Here is a 14,656-nt window from a genome sequence, read left to right as displayed (position 1 = left end):
CTGTTTCCGGAACATGCCATCCGGAGACCTCAGACTTTTGACCCTCAAATCTGCGTGGCGGACCCGGGCCCGCCACGCCTCGGCCTTAGACCTCGTCTTCGGCTTCCGCCTCTTCGGCGGCCGCGGCCTCCGGGTCCGGCACCCAGACGGCGACCGACTGCCAGCCGACGCCGACAACGCCCTGCTCGGGCAGATCGCAGCTAACCGGATCGAGCGTCGTGTCGATGGCCCGGCGCCATCCGCCCTTGGGCAGCTTGAACTCGCAATTGTCGCCCGAGTTCAGCACCACCATCACCTCGCGCCCCTCGGCATGCGGCACCAGCCGCATCCCGAAGCAATCGAGATCGGGGTTCTCCCAGTCGCCCGGCTCCATGCGCCGACCCTCGGGGTGGCGCCAAGTGACGGTCGGACCGCCATCGGGGGCGTCCTCGGGCGCGCGGGCAAAGCGCAGCCGCGCCAAGCCGCCCTCCCCCTTGCGGAAGGCCATGAGGTCGGCCACCGCGCGGGTGATCTCCTCGCGCTTGTTCTCCCAGTCGAGCCAGGTGATTTCGTTGTCCTGGCAATAGGCGTTGTTGTTGCCGTCCTGGGTCTGGCCGAAATCGTCACCGGCGAGGATCATCGGCACGCCCTGGCTCATCAGCAGCGTGGCGAGCATCGCCTTGACCCGGCGGACGCGGCTTTCATTGACGGTCTCGTCATCGGTCGCGCCCTCGACACCCATGTTGTCGGAGAGGTTGTTGGAATGGCCGTCCTTGCCGTCCTCGCCATTCGCCTCGTTGTGCTTCTCGTTGTAGGACACCGTGTCCCACAGGGTGAAGCCGTCATGCGCGGCGATGAAGTTGATCGAGGATGTTGCCGGACGATGCGAGTGGTTGAACTGCACCGGCGAGCCGGTGAGCCGTTCGGCCATCGCCGGGACCAGCCCCTTGTCACGGCGCCAGAAGGCGCGGATGTCGTCGCGCGCCTTGTCGTTCCATTCGCGGAACGGCCACGGGAAACCGCCGACCTGGTAGCCGCCATCGCCGATATCCCAAGGCTCGGCGATCAGCTTGACCTTGGAGAGCACCGGATCCTGGCGGATCGCGGCGAAGAACGACCCCTCGCGCTCGAAGCCCTGCGCCTCGCGCCCCAGCGTGGAGGCGAGGTCGAAGCGGAAGCCGTCGACATGCATCACCTGCACCCAGTAGCGCAGGCTGTCGAGCACCATGCGCAGCACCATCGGATGCGCCACGTTGAGCGTGTTGCCGGTGCCGGTGGTGTCGAAGCTGTGGCGCGGGTTCTCGGGCGACAGGAGGTAGTAGGAGGCGTTGTCGATGCCGCGGAACGACAGCGTCGGCCCCATCTCGTTGCCTTCGCAGGTGTGGTTGTAGACCACGTCGAGGATCACCTCGAGACCGGCGGCGTGGAACTTCTTCACCGCCTGCTTCACCTCGCGGTAGAAGCCCGATTTCAGATAGGGCTTGTGCGGCGCGAAGAAGGAGAGCGTGTTGTAGCCCCAGTAGTTCGACAGCCCCTTGTCGACCAGATGCCCATCATTGGCGAAAGCGTGGATCGGCAGCAGCTCGACCGCGCTGGCGCCGATCCGGGTCAGGTGATCGATGAAGGCGTCCGAGGCGAGGCCTGCAAAGGTGCCGCGATCCTCCTCGGGGACGTCCGGGTGGCGCATCGTCGCGCCCTTCACATGGGTTTCGTAGATCAGCCCGTTCTGCCAGCGGCGGCGCAGCGCGCTGTCGGCCTCCCAATCGAAATCGGTATCGACCACCACGCCCTTGGGCATGAAGGGCGCGCTGTCACGCGGGTCCGGCCCCTGCAGGTCGTCGCCCGGCTGGGTGTAGCCGAACAGCGCCGGATCCCACTTGATCTCGCCGATCAATTCGCAGGCATAGGGGTCAAGCAGCAGCTTGTTGGGGTTGAAGCGGTGCCCCTGCTCTGGCGCCCAAGGGCCGTGCACGCGGTAGCCGTAAACCTGGCCCGGCCCGATATCGGGCAGGTAGCCATGCCAGACCCCGCCTTCCATGCGGGGCAGGTCGAGACAGGCGATCTGCTCCTTGCCCTCGTCATCGAAGAGGCACAGCTGCACGCGGGTCGCGTTGTCGGACCAGAGCGCGAAATTGGTGCCGTAGCCGTCATAATTGGCGCCCAGCTCGTCCGACCGCGACGCGGCCAAATCGAAAGCGGGCAGGTTCGGATGGGTGTCCTTGGCCATCGGGATGTCTGAACTCCATGGCGGCGCCCGACGGGCGGCGCGGATGACCGGCGCGGTGGCGCCGGGAGAATAGGGGGAGGAGGCGCGCGAACACGCCCCCGACCGTGGGGAGGCTCCTGCGGCAACGCCGACCGAACCCAAGCGGTTCCTCGGTCAGCTTTCGGCTGCGAACCAATCCAGCCGGATCGCGGCGTCCCCGTCCGCCTCGTGGCGCGGCCAGACCGGCTCGCCGCCGCGCGGCGCCTCCGGGGCATGGCCCTGCCGGTCAATGCGCAACTCGAGCCGACCCTCGCCACCCTCGCGCACCAACAGCAGGGATTGCGCGGTCGGCGCCTCGACCCGCACATCGGCGGTCTCGAAGAATCCGGGCCGCGCGCGTCGCAGCGCCAGACCCGCGCAGATCAGCCGCGCCTTGCGGCCCGCGAAGCTGTCCTGTTCGGGCATCGGCTCCGGCGCGGGTCCGTCGGTCGCGGCGGGCCCGGGGATCTCGTCCAGCGCCAATTCGCCTTGGAAGCACTCCGGCGCGCCCTTGGTGGCCAGCGTCGCGATGGCGCGGAAATCCACGGCCATGCGGTTGTCGGGATCGGTGAGCTGGAAGGCCCCGACCTCGGTCCCCTGATAGATGTCGGGGATGCCGGGCATGACCAGCTTCATCGCCGTCTGTGCCAGCGACAGCGCCTCGCCGCGTGCCATCAGCTGGCCCGCGCCCGCGGGCAGCTCGCCCTCCCAGGCTCGCGCCAGCGCCTTGGCGAAACGCTGCGCCGCGGCCTCGGCATCGGCGTCGGGATGCGTCCAGGTGGTGACCTCCTTGGCCTCGCGCATCGCCTTCTCGACATGCTGGCCGAGCCGCTCGGCGATGTCGTCGCGTCCTTCCTCCCACATCGCCAGCAGGGTCTGCAGGATGTACCAGCGCAGGTTCGGGTCGATGTCGCGCGCGCCCTCGACACTCTCGCTGTTGTCCCACAGTGCGAGGAAGGCCTCGGGCAGATGGCTGATCGCCACCAGCCGCATCCGTGCATCCTCGGAGCGCTTGGTGTCGTGGGTCGAGGTGAGCGTCATCTCCGACGCGGCGCGGCGCTGCATCCATCCAGACAGCTCCTCGGGCGAGACGGTCGGCGCGTCGGGGTCGGCGCCGACCTCGTTGGCGGCGATGAAGCGGTTCCAGCGGAAGCCCGCCGTATCCTCATGCGCCTTGGCCAGCAGCGCGCCGGTGACCTGCTGGAAACGGACCTGCAGCGCCCGTTCCTCGGAGGTCTCGGGGTCGGTGATGAAGCCCGCGATGCGCTTGACCGTGGCGTCCGAACGCAGCCCCTCCCCGGCCTCTTCGGCCACCTTCTCCATCAGCGCCCGCTCTTCCTCGGTGGGCGCCTTTCCTTCGGCAAAGTAGGTCCGGTAGCGCGGGAAGGCGACGAGCAGCGCGATGATCGCCTCGCGCAGCGCCTCGTCGCCGATCTCGAGCGCGTCCTCGGGACCGACGGCGATCCGCGCCATGTCGATCAGCTGGTGCAGCTCTGCCGCCAGTTCTTGGCGGATCACCTCGTGCTTGGCCTTGAGCAGCGCGTCGTGGAAGCTGCCCTCGCGCCCGGTCTCGCGGCGCCAGCTCTCGTCGAGCCGCGACAGGCCTTCGGCGTCGGCGAGGATGCGGGCGATGGCGCGCGCCGCCTCGTAGCCGGTGGTCCCCTCGATCGGCCAGTCCGACGGCACCGTCTCGTCGCCGGTGAGAATCTTCTCGATCCAGACCGGCGTGTCGCCGACCCGCTCGCGCAGCCGGTGCAGATAGGCGGCCGGATCGGCCAGCCCGTCGATGTGATCGAGCCGGATGCCCTGCACCTGATCCCTGTCGAGCAGGTCGAAGAGCAGCGCATGCATGTCGTCGAACACCGTCTCGTCCTCGACCCGCATGCCGATCAGACCGGTCACGTTGAAGAACCGCCGATGGGTGACGCCGTCACGCTCGTATTCCCAATGCGTCAGCCGCCAGGGCTGCGCGGCATGCGCCTCGCGGATCGCCTCGGGGTCGCGGCGCTGATCCTCGGGCGGCAGGGTGCCCTTGGCCATCGGCACGGCGAAATATTCGGTGGCGAGCTGCGGTCCCTCCTCGCCCGCCTCGAGCCGGAAGGCCCCAGCCTCGAGCATCTCCTCGAAGGGCTGGCCGAGGAAGGGCAGCACCAGCCGCCCCTTGCTCCAATCGATGTCGAAATGGCTGGCATAACGGCTGTCCTGGCCGTGACGCAGCACGTCGCGCAGCCAGGGGTTCTCGAGGTGGAAGGCCGTGTGGTTGGGCACGATGTCGAGGATGATGCCGAGGCCCGCCGCCTTGGCCGCCTGCGCCAGCGCGTCGAAGCCTTCTCGCCCGCCGAGGCAGGGGTCGATCTCGGCCGGGTTGGTCACGTCATAGCCGTGGGTCGAGCCCGAGGCGGCGGTGAAGATCGGCGACAGGTAGAGGTGGCTGATCCCCAGCCCGGCAAGATAGGGCACGAGCCGGCGCACCGTGTCGAAATCGACGCCCTCGCGCAGCTGCAGACGGTAGGTGGCGCGGGGAAGCTTGGTCGTGGTCATTTATGCGGGCTCACGGTCAGGGCGAAGGCAAAAGGGTCGACGGCAACGTCGCCCAGGGTGAAATCCTCCGGTTCGGAGGTGGGCGTGGTGTCGGGTGGCGATCCGAGATTGATCCGGGCCACGAGTTCCCCCTTAGCGAAGGGCCAGCATGCCGAGATCGCGCGCGGCCCGGTGCGGGTAACGCGTGCGGGACCGGCGCGGCCCGACTTCATCAAGGGCACGATGCGCTCCGCACGCAGCGACAGCAAGCGCCGCGTGAGATCGCGCCAATGTTCCATCTGGTCGGCATCCCCCTCGAACGGGCGAGAGGCCTCGAAGGTCTGCTTTGCGTTCGGATCGGGCACTTCCTCGCCGAAGCTCAGGAAGTCCTTGAACTCGCGGGCCCGCCCCTCTCGGGTGAGCCGCGCCAGTTCGCCGTCGTGATCGCAGAAGAACAGGAAGGGCGCGGTTTCGCCCACCTCTTCCCCCATGAACAGCATCGGGACGAAGGGCGCGGTCAGCAGCAGCGCATGCGCGACCTCGACCCCGCGCGGGTCCGACAGCGAGATCAGCCGTTCGCCCAGCGCCCGGTTGCCGACCTGGTCATGGGTCTGGTTGGAGTTGACGAAGGCGGTCCAGGGCAGGTGCCCGGCGGGACGGCCGCGCCGGGTCTCCTTGCCATGGCGCGGCTGGCCCTCCTCGACATGGCCACGGGTCAGCGCCAGCACGAGGTCGCCGATCGGGTCATGCGCGAAGGGAGCGTAATAGCCCTCGCTCTCGCCGGTCAGGGCGACATGCACCGAGTGGTGATAATCGTCGTTCCAGCTCGCGACATAGCAGCCGGTATCGCGCAGCTCCGGCTCGTTGCGCTCGTCCTCGGTGATCAGGTGGACGGGCCGGTCCAGCCCCGCGTCGCGCACCCGCTCGCCCAGTTCGACCAGCACATGGTGCGGCGAGGGATCGATGATCTGGTGCACCGCGTCGAGCCTGAGCCCGTCGAGCCGGTAATCGCGCAGCCAGTAGAGCGCGTTCTCGATGAAGAACTCGCGTACTGCCGGCTCGGTGAAATCGATGGCCGCGCCCCAGGGCGTGTGCCGCTCCTCCTCGAAGAACTCGGGCGCATAGGCGTGCAGATAGGCACCGTCGGGGCCGAAATGGTTGTAGACCACGTCGAGGATCACCATCAGCCCGGCGGCCTGGGCCGCCTCGACCATCTCCTGCATTTCCTCTGGCGTGCCATAGGAGGGGTGCGGCGCATAGGGCAGCACGCCGTCATAGCCCCAACCGCGCGCGCCCTGCCATTGGCCCACCGGCATGAGCTCGATCGCGGTGATGCCGAGCGCGGCGAGGTCCTTCATTTTGGCCGCAGCGGCCTTGAATGTGCCCTCCGGCGTGAAGAGGCCGACATGCATCTCGTAGACGACCGCGTCTTCCCAGGGCCGGCCCTTCCAGCCCCCCGACCATTCGCGCGCACCCGGATCGACGAGCCGCGAGGACCCGTGCACGTCGCCCGCCTGCTGCCGGGCGGCCGGGTCGGGGCGACGCTCGCCATCAATCACGAAGGCATAGTCCTGACCCGTCTCCGCCGGGGCGGTGACGCTCCAGAAGCCGTCGTCATCCCGCTCCATCGCGGTCTCGGCGCCGTCGAGCCACAACGCGACGGTCTTGGCGGATGGCGCCCAGAGGCCGAAGCGCCACCGCTCGCCGTCACGATGTGCGCCCCAGCGCGATTGCGATGACGTGTTGCCCCGCGCGGGCGGCGTGTGCGTGCTCATGATCGTCCTCTCTGGCCCTCTGACGCGAACGGGTCAGCACAGGGGGCGGTTCCGTTCCGTCCCACCGATATCGGGGAACATCTCCTGTGGCCCTGCTCTTGACCCGCCGACAGGCTGAAAGGCCATCTCCAATCAAGGAATGGAACATGGAACTGGGTATCAAGGGCAAGCGGGCGCTGATCACGGGCGGCTCCGGCGGCATGGGCAAGGAGGTGGCACGGCTGCTGATCGACGAGGGCGCGATACCGTTCCTGAGCGATATCGACGCCGAGGAACTTGACAGCGCCGCGGCCGAGATCGACGGGCTCGGCGGCCACATGGCCGCGGACCTGACCGATACCGGTGACATCGCGAAGCTCGCCGATCGCATGGCGCAGGAGGGTGGCTGCGACATCCTCGTCCATGCCGCGGGCGTCACCGGCGCCAAGGGTGATCCGCTGGAGATGACCGATGACGACTGGATGGAGGCCTGGGAGATCGACTTCATGTCCGCCGTGCGCCTCAGCCGCGCGCTGGTGCCGCACATGGTCGACAAGGGTTGGGGCCGGGTGGTCTTCGTGACCTCCGAGAACGCGGTGCAGCCCTATGCCGACGAGGCCGTCTACAACGCCGCCAAGGCGGCGCTGCTGAACTTCACCAAATGCGTCTCGATGCCCTACGCACCCAAGGGCGTGCTGTTCAACACCGTCTCGCCCGCCTTCATCGAGACGCCGATGACCGACGGCATGATGGACAAGCGCGCCGAAGAACTGGGCGTGAGCCGGGACGAGGCGATCGAAAGCTTCCTCAAGGAGGAGCGCCCCTTCCTGACGCTGGGCCGGCGCGGCAAGGTGGAGGAGGTCGCCCCGGTCATTGCGCTGCTGTGCTCGGATCGTGCCAGCTTCACCGTGGGGTCGGCCTACCGGGTCGATGGCGGCTCGGTCGGCACGATGAACATCTGACGCGCAAAAGGGGCCGCGCCATCGGCCCGGCCCCTGCCCTGCGATCCGTGCCGGATCATTCCTCCATCGGGCCGCCGGCTTCCTTCCAGTCGCCGATGCCACCGATGTTGGTGACCTTCTGGAAACCCATCTCCTTGAGGGTCTTGCCCGCGAGTGCCGCCTGCCCGCCCGCGCCGCAGACGAGGTGGATGTCGGCATCCTTGCGGAACTTCGGATCGTGGTACTGGCTGTTCTCGTCGGCTATGAACTCGATGAAGCCGCGCGGCGCGTGCAACGCACCCTTGATGGTGCCGGTCTTGGCGATGGCGCCGGAATCGCGCACGTCGACGAAGAGCGCGTCGGTGCCGTGCTTCTTGATCGCCTCCTGGGCCGGGATGCGCGTGACCTGCGCGTTGGCCTCGTCGAGATAGTCCTTGGCGGTCTTCATGGATGCCCCCTGAATTGAAAACGGCGCGACACCCCGGGGTGCCGCGCCGCGAAATCTAGCCTGTCGCGGGCCGCCCTCAAGAGGCGGCGTCGTAGGCCCGCTCGCCATGCACCGCGAGGTCGAGCCCCTCGGTCTCGATGTCGCGGCTGACCCGGAGCGGCGTTACGAGGCCCACCAGCCTGATCAGCACCACCGTCGCCACCACGGTCCAGATCCCGACCACGGCGAGACCGCCGAGCTGTGCCGCCCACGTGCCGACGCCGAAGACCGCGATCATGATCGTGCCGAAGATGCCGCCCACGCCATGCACCGCGAAGACGTCGAGCGAGTCGTCGATCTTCAGCTTTACCCGGAACAGGTGCACGGCCTCCTGGCACAGAACGCCCGCCACCGCGCCGATGATCAGCGCCTCGACGGGGCCCACGAAGCCGGAGGCCGGGGTGATCGAGGCGAGGCCGGCGATGGTGCCGGTGACGAGGCCCACGAGAGAGGCCTTGCCGAACTTGATCCGTTCCCACAGCGCCCAGGTGAGCGAGGCGGTCGCGGCCGAAAGATGGGTGACGGTGATCGCCATCGCCGCGCCGCCATCGGCGGCAAGCTGGCTGCCGCCGTTGAAGCCGAACCAGCCGACCCAGAGCATCGCCGCGCCGATCATCACGTAGCCGGGGTTGTGCGGCGGGGTGGTGGTGTTGCGGCGCGGACCGAGAAACATCGCCAGCAGCAGCGCCGCGATGCCGGCGGTCTCGTGCACCACGATGCCGCCCGCGAAGTCGCGGACGCCCGTTTCGCCGAAGATGCCGCCATCGGCCAGCATGCCGCCGCCCCAGATCCAGTGCACCACCGGCGCGTAGACGATCAGCATCCACAGCGCCGAGAACAGCAGCACGAAGCCGAAGCCCGCGCGCTCGACATAGGCACCGACGATCAGCGCCGGGGTGATGATCGCGAAGGTCATCTGGAAGGCGAAGAAAAGCACCTCGGGCAGCGTGCCGGCGAGGCTGTCGGCATCGACGCCCGCGAGCAGCGCCTTGCCCAGCCCGCCCCAGAGCCCGCCCTCGCCCGGGCCGAAGGCGATCGAGTAGCCCAGCAGGAACCACAGCACGCTCATCAGGCAGGCGATGGCGTAGCAATGCATGAACACGCTCAACACGTTGCGGGAGCGCACCAGCCCGCCATAGAACAGCGCCAGACCCGGGAGGGTCATGAACAGTACCAGCGCCGTGGCCGTGATGATCCAGGCCGTATCCGCTCCATTCATCTCGTAGGCTCCTTCCGCCAATCCGCGAGGGTTGAGGCGAGAAAGCCGATGGGATCGACCAAATAAACGGCGACGCCTCGTGACGCTGCGCGATCAGGGGGCAATTCGTTAACCGCACAATAAACAGGCGCAATGCGACCTCGCCTGCACGTTTGCGCGGCCCTCCCGAAACCCGGCAAATGCGCGAGATTCCCGTCGCGCGCCCGCCTGCGAGCCGCTAAGGGAGGCCGCATGAGCGATGCACCCCTCGAGATATTCCTGCAGGCCCCGCCGGGTCTGGAACAGCTGCTGGCCGACGAAGCGCGCGAGAAGGGCTTCGTCGATCCGGTCACGGTGCCGGGCGGGGTGACCACGCGCGGCGGCTGGGACGAGGTCTGGCGCGCCAATCTCGTGCTGCGGGGCGCGGGCCGGGTAACCGTCGGGATCGGCGGCTTCATGGCCTTTCACCTCGCCCAGCTCGACAAGCGGTCGCGCAAGTTTCCCTGGCAGGAGATCCTGCATCCCGGCGAGGCGGTGCGGGTCGAGGCGGTCTGCCGCCGCTCCAAGATCTACCATGCCGGGGCCGCCAAGCAGCGTATCGAGGCAGCACTCACCGACTTCGGCGCCCGCATCGTGGGGCCCGGGAACGAGGACGAGGAAGAGACGGCCGAGGCGCCGCTTACCCTGCGGGTACGGATCGAGGACAATGCGGTCGCCTTTTCGATCGACAGCTCCGGCGCGCCGCTGCATCGGCGCGGCACCAAGCAGTTCGTCGGCAAGGCGCCGATGCGCGAAACGCTGGCGGCGCTCATGCTGCGCGCCTGCGGCTATCGCGGCGACCAGCCTGTCTACGATCCGATGTGCGGCTCGGGCACCTTCGTGCTCGAGGCGGCGGCGATCGCCAGCGGTCAGCCCGCCGGGGCGGCACGGAGCTTTGCCTTCGAACGGCTGGCGAGCTTCGATGCCCAGCGCTATGCCGCATTGCGCGACAACCTGCCCGCCCCGGTATCGACCGAACTGCGGTTCGCCGGGTCGGACCGCGATGCGGGCGCGGTGGCAGGTGCGACCGCCAATGCCGAGCGCGCTGGGCTCGCCGAGAACGTCACCTTCCGCCATGCGGCGGTGAGCGACGCGCGTCCCCCCGAAGGACCGCCTGGCCTTGTCATGGTCAACCCGCCCTATGGCGGTCGGATCGGCAACAAGAAGCTGCTCTACGCGCTGCACGGGGCGCTGGGCGAAACGCTGCGCCGCGAGTTTCGGGGCTGGCGGGTCGGGATCGTCACCAGCGAGCCGGGACTGGCACGGGCCACCGGCCTGCCGCTGAAGGCCTGGGGGCCGCCGATCCCGCATGGCGGGCTCAGGATCACGCTGTTCACCGCCCCGCCGCTGGGCTGAGCTACTCCGCCGCCGTGACGACCCGCGCCGGGTCGGCGGCGCGCCGCGCCGCGTGCAGCACCGCATCCGGCAGCGTCGTCAGGCACTCCGCCGGCCGGCTCCCCGACAGATCCGGACAGGGCGTGCCGAGCCAGGCGACGATCTCCGTCTCCGACAGCCATGGCCGCAGCGCCGCGATCACCTCGTGCATCTGCGGCAAGGGCAGCCCCTCGGTATCGAACTGACAAAGCGGGTAGAGTATGCGCTGCCCTTCCCGGCAGCCCACGATCCGGCCCGCCTCGCTCCAGGACTGCGCCAGCCGCCCGCCAAGCGGAACCCAGCGCCGCAGCCTGTGCGCCACGCCTGCGGCGTCCACCATCTCGAGGCCGTCCGCATCCTCCACCATAGCCGCTTCCATGCCCAATCCTCCTCGCGCGGGAATTAGGGCGGCCTGGTCTCTCGAACAGGGACCTGACGCACAAAAAACAACCCTGCCGTGCGGGGAGCGGAGGCGGAGGCCAGATTCCGTCGTCGCTCCGGGCTATGCGCTCCTGCGCGAAAGGTGTTCAATGGTCGGGCCCGACCTGCCCCCTCCGAGGAGGATGCGATCATGGCCTCGATCCGGTCCCTGCTGGATCATCTCTCAGAGGATCGATTCCGCCGTGCCTTCGGCACCCGGCTGGAAGCGATCGCGACCGAGATCTTCACCGTCCTGCGCTGGGGGCTGCTGGTCGGTTTGGCGCGGTTGATCGCCATCGAGACCGAGCTCTTGGGATTTCGGCTGTTGCACTGGGCGCTCTCGGCATTGCTCTTCGCCTATCTCGCCTCTGTCTTCCTGCTGCGCCCCGAGATCCCGCTCTTCGCGCGCACCGACACGCGTCGCAAGCGGCTGATCCAGACCGGCGTCAACTATGCCATCTGCATGGCCGCCTTCATGGCCGCCATGTTCGCGATCGATGCCCTCGCCGACGCCGCGGCGGGAATGCGGGTGGTCCGCAATCTGGGCCTCGGCGACGACTGAGCGCGCTTCACCTCTCCCGGCGGAGAGAGACGAGTTGTCAGATGCTGCGATCCGGCGCGTGCTGCCCCTCGTGGCCGGGATCGCTGTCATGGGGATGGACGATTCAGTAGGGCCCCATCATCTCGGAACCGAGAGGCGCACCGTCGCGCATCAAGGCCACGATCGGCCCATTAGGGTCCGCGTCCGAAGCCGGGATGTCGCGGTAATAGTCGTCGCGCCTTGGCCCTCGCCTGGGCATCTGGCGGCTGGGCCCCGCCCAAGCCCGGCCAAGTGGCCATCCATTGCCGTTTCGGCAACGACCGCCCCGGAATTCTGTTCTTTATTGGATCACCCGCGCCTTCGATAGTCCCGGCATGACGACAAGGAGCGACCAGCCATGGCCTATGTGATCGCAGATCCCTGCATCGACATAAAGGACGGCGCCTGCACCCTCGCCTGCCCGGCGGACTGCATCTACGAGGGCGGCCGGATGTTCTACATCCACCCCGAGGAATGCATCAATTGCGGCCTCTGCCTGTCGATCTGCCCGGTCGACGCGATCCATTACGACCAGGAGCTGCCCGACGAGGCGCGCCGTTTCGCGGCGATCAACCGCGAGTTCTTCGGGCCAGAGGTAACTGGTCTCGGCGATCCCGGCGGCTGGGACAAGTCGGTCTCGACCGAGGCCGACCACCCAATCGTCGCCGCCTATCCCGAACCCGAACGCCGGATTGCCTGACATGCAGACGACCCCTCCCCCCCTTAGCGGCGTCATCGCCGCGATCGCCACGGCCCTGAACGAAGGGGGCAATCCCGACCATGCAGCGACTCTGCGCCACGCGCGCTGGCTGATCGAGAATGGTTGTGACGGGCTCAACCTTCTCGGCACCACCGGAGAGGCCAGCTCGCTGCCCGCCTCGGCGCGGACGGAGCTGATGAGCGTCATGGCGCAGGGAATCGCGCCCGCCCGGATGATGGTCGGCACGGGCCGCCCCGACCTCGCCACCACCGTGGCCCTGACCCGCCACGCGGCAGAGCTGGGCTATGCCGGGGCGTTGGTTCTGCCGCCCTATTACTACAAGGGCGTGGACGAGGCCGGGCTGTATGCCTTCTTCGAAGGACTGGTCAAAGCCACCGCGGATCGGCCGATCCCGATCTATCTCTACAATTTCCCGCAGATGACCGGCCTGCGGTTCGAGATCGGCTTCGCCGCCTGGCTCAAGGCGCGCTTTCCAGACCGGATCGGGGGCGCCAAGGACAGCTCGGGCGATCTCGCCTACGCTGCCGATCTCGCCCGCATCGACGGCTTCGACGTGTTTCCGAGCAACGAGGCCGCGCTGGCGCAGGCGCCCAAGCACGGTTTCGCGGGCTGCATCTCGGCCACCGTCAACCTCACCGCACCGCTGGCGCAGCGGCTTTGGGCCGATCCCCATGATGCCGCCCTCGCCGAGGAAATCGGCCGGCGCCGCCGGGCCATTGCGGCCACGCCCCTGATCCCCAGCGTCAAGGCGCTGGTGGCGCGGCTGCACGACATGCCGGGCTATGCCCGCGTGCTGCCGCCGCTCGCTCCCCTCACCGAGGACCAGGGACGGGCCCTGCCCGCCCCCTTCGTGCTCGCCTCCGAGCCGGCCTGAGCGCCGGACACCCCCAGACCAGACAGGACAGACCGGATGAAGATGAACGACGTGACCAAGCAGCACCGCAACCTGATCGCGGGCGAATGGGTCGAGGGCGCGGAGATCAACGAGAACCGCAACCCGGCCAACACCGACGAAATCGTGGGCCGCTATGCCCGCGCCTCGCGCGACGACGCCAAGCGCGCCATCGCGGCCGCCCGCGCCGCCTTTCCGGCATGGAGCAAGTCTGGCCCGCAGCAGCGCCACGACCTGCTGAAGAGGGTCTCCGACACCATCGCCGCGCGGGTGGACGAGTTGGGCGAACTGCTGGCCCGCGAGGAGGGCAAGACCTTCGCCGAGGCCAAGGGCGAGGTGATGCGCGCCTCCCAGGTCTTCGGCTTCTTCGCGGGCGAGACGCTGCGCCAGACCGGCGACGCGATCGACAGCGTGCGCCCCGGCGTCGAGGTCATGGTGCAGCGCGAGGCGCTGGGCGTGATCGGGCTGATCACCCCGTGGAACTTCCCCATCGCGATCCCGGCCTGGAAGATCGCCCCGGCGCTGGCCTATGGCAACTGCGTGGTCCTGAAGCCCGCCGATCTCACCCCCGGCTGCGCCTGGGCGCTGGCCGAGATCCTGCACGAGGCCGGCGTGCCTGAGGGTGTGTTCAACCTCGTCATGGGTCGTGGCTCCGAGGTCGGCGCCGAGATCCTCGACAATCCGGAGATCGACGCGGTGAGCTTTACCGGCTCGGTCGAGACCGGGCGCATGGTCGCGGAGAAATGCGTGGCGCAAATGAAGAAGGTGCAGCTCGAGATGGGTGGCAAGAACCCCCTCGTGGTGCTCGACGACGCCGATCTCGACACGGCGGTGGACTGCGCGCTCAACGGCGCCTTTTTCTCGACCGGGCAGCGTTGCACAGCCTCGTCGCGGCTGATCGTGACCGAAGCCATCCATGACCGCTTCGTCGAAGCGCTGACCGAGAAGCTGCGCGCGCTCAAGGTCGGCGACCCGATGGATGGCGCGGTCCATATCGGTCCGGTGGTCGACGAAAACCAACTCGAACAGAACAAGCGCTACGTGACGATCGGCCAGGAGGAAGGCGCCACGCTGGTCTGTGGCGGCGAGGTAATCGAGGGACCGACCCCCGGCCATTTCATGACGCCCGCGCTGTTCACGAACACCACCAACGAGATGCGCATCAACCGCGAGGAAATCTTCGGCCCCGTCGCCACGGTGATCAAGGTGGTCGATTACGACGAGGCGCTGCGCGTGGCCAACGACACCGATTTCGGCCTCTCCGCCGGGATCTGCACCACCAGCCTGGGCCACGCCGCGCATTTCCGCCGCAACGCCGAGGCCGGCATGGTGATGGTCAACCTGCCGACGGCGGGCGTCGATTACCACACCCCCTTCGGCGGGCGTAAGGGATCGAGCTATGGCCCGCGCGAGCAGGGGCAATACGCGCGCGAGTTCTACACCACGGTCAAGACCAGCTACATCAAGGCCTGACCGGAACGGTGTCACCCCCTCCTCCCGGTGGCC

General features: G+C 68.2%; 12 protein-coding genes. 6 read left to right on the top strand and 6 right to left on the bottom strand.

The genetic code is table 11. The annotated features are described in order from the left end of the window. Positions 1-85: 85 nt before the first annotated feature. The 3 genes from glgX to treZ form a co-directional block, all read right to left on the bottom strand. A complete protein-coding gene (glgX, locus tag FHS00_RS11195) occupies positions 86-2,206 on the bottom strand; it encodes a glycogen debranching protein GlgX (protein WP_183473277.1) in 2,121 nt (706 codons plus the stop codon). Between the two features lie 153 nt (positions 2,207-2,359). Beyond that, complete coding sequence (treY, locus tag FHS00_RS11190) at positions 2,360-4,765, bottom strand: malto-oligosyltrehalose synthase (RefSeq protein WP_183473274.1); 2,406 nt, start codon at positions 4,763-4,765, stop codon at positions 2,360-2,362. Continuing rightward, a complete protein-coding gene (gene treZ / locus FHS00_RS11185) occupies positions 4,762-6,519 on the bottom strand; it encodes a malto-oligosyltrehalose trehalohydrolase (protein ID WP_183473271.1) in 1,758 nt (585 codons plus the stop codon). Before treZ ends, treY begins: the two co-directional genes overlap by 4 nt. 146 nt (positions 6,520-6,665) lie before the next feature. Between treZ and FHS00_RS11180 the strand changes: the two genes are divergently transcribed. Further along, on the top strand, positions 6,666-7,460 hold the full coding sequence (locus FHS00_RS11180; protein WP_183473268.1) for an SDR family NAD(P)-dependent oxidoreductase: 795 nt from the start codon (positions 6,666-6,668) through the stop codon (positions 7,458-7,460). 55 nt (positions 7,461-7,515) lie between these two features. Here the strand turns inward: FHS00_RS11180 and FHS00_RS11175 are convergent, their stop codons facing one another. Both FHS00_RS11175 and FHS00_RS11170 read right to left on the bottom strand, forming a co-directional pair. Beyond that, on the bottom strand, positions 7,516-7,887 hold the full coding sequence (locus tag FHS00_RS11175) for a rhodanese-like domain-containing protein (RefSeq protein ID WP_183473265.1): 372 nt from the start codon (positions 7,885-7,887) through the stop codon (positions 7,516-7,518). 76 nt (positions 7,888-7,963) lie between these two features. Then, complete coding sequence (locus FHS00_RS11170; protein ID WP_183473262.1) at positions 7,964-9,145, bottom strand: ammonium transporter; 1,182 nt, start codon at positions 9,143-9,145, stop codon at positions 7,964-7,966. Between the two features lie 231 nt (positions 9,146-9,376). Here FHS00_RS11170 and FHS00_RS11165 point away from each other — a divergent pair, with 231 nt between their 5' ends. Beyond that, positions 9,377-10,519, top strand: coding sequence for a THUMP domain-containing class I SAM-dependent RNA methyltransferase (locus tag FHS00_RS11165; protein WP_183473259.1), 1,143 nt, complete (start codon positions 9,377-9,379; stop codon positions 10,517-10,519). Between the two features lies 1 nt (position 10,520). Here the strand turns inward: FHS00_RS11165 and FHS00_RS11160 are convergent, their stop codons facing one another. Continuing rightward, entirely contained in the window at positions 10,521-10,916 is a 396-nt protein-coding gene (locus FHS00_RS11160; RefSeq protein ID WP_183473256.1) for a hypothetical protein, read from the bottom strand. 192 nt (positions 10,917-11,108) lie between these two features. Between FHS00_RS11160 and FHS00_RS11155 the strand changes: the two genes are divergently transcribed. The 4 genes from FHS00_RS11155 to FHS00_RS11140 all read left to right on the top strand — a co-directional run bounded on the left by FHS00_RS11155 (position 11,109) and on the right by FHS00_RS11140 (position 14,623). Continuing rightward, positions 11,109-11,519, top strand: coding sequence for a hypothetical protein (locus FHS00_RS11155; RefSeq protein WP_183473253.1), 411 nt, complete (start codon positions 11,109-11,111; stop codon positions 11,517-11,519). Between the two features lie 376 nt (positions 11,520-11,895). After that, on the top strand, positions 11,896-12,237 hold the full coding sequence (gene fdxA, locus FHS00_RS11150; RefSeq protein WP_183473250.1) for a ferredoxin: 342 nt from the start codon (positions 11,896-11,898) through the stop codon (positions 12,235-12,237). A gap of 1 nt (position 12,238) precedes the next feature. Then, entirely contained in the window at positions 12,239-13,132 is an 894-nt protein-coding gene (locus FHS00_RS11145; protein WP_183473247.1) for a dihydrodipicolinate synthase family protein, read from the top strand. A 36-nt stretch (positions 13,133-13,168) separates the two neighbouring features. After that, positions 13,169-14,623, top strand: a complete 1,455-nt coding sequence (locus tag FHS00_RS11140; protein WP_183473244.1) for an aldehyde dehydrogenase family protein — start codon at positions 13,169-13,171, stop codon at positions 14,621-14,623. The last annotated feature ends 33 nt before the right edge of the window (positions 14,624-14,656 follow it).

The organism is Limimaricola variabilis (genome assembly GCF_014195545.1).
Classification (GTDB): domain Bacteria; phylum Pseudomonadota; class Alphaproteobacteria; order Rhodobacterales; family Rhodobacteraceae; genus Limimaricola; species Limimaricola variabilis.
The sequence above is the reverse complement of the archived record's forward strand: the minus strand, read 5'-3'. Positions and strand labels throughout refer to the sequence as shown.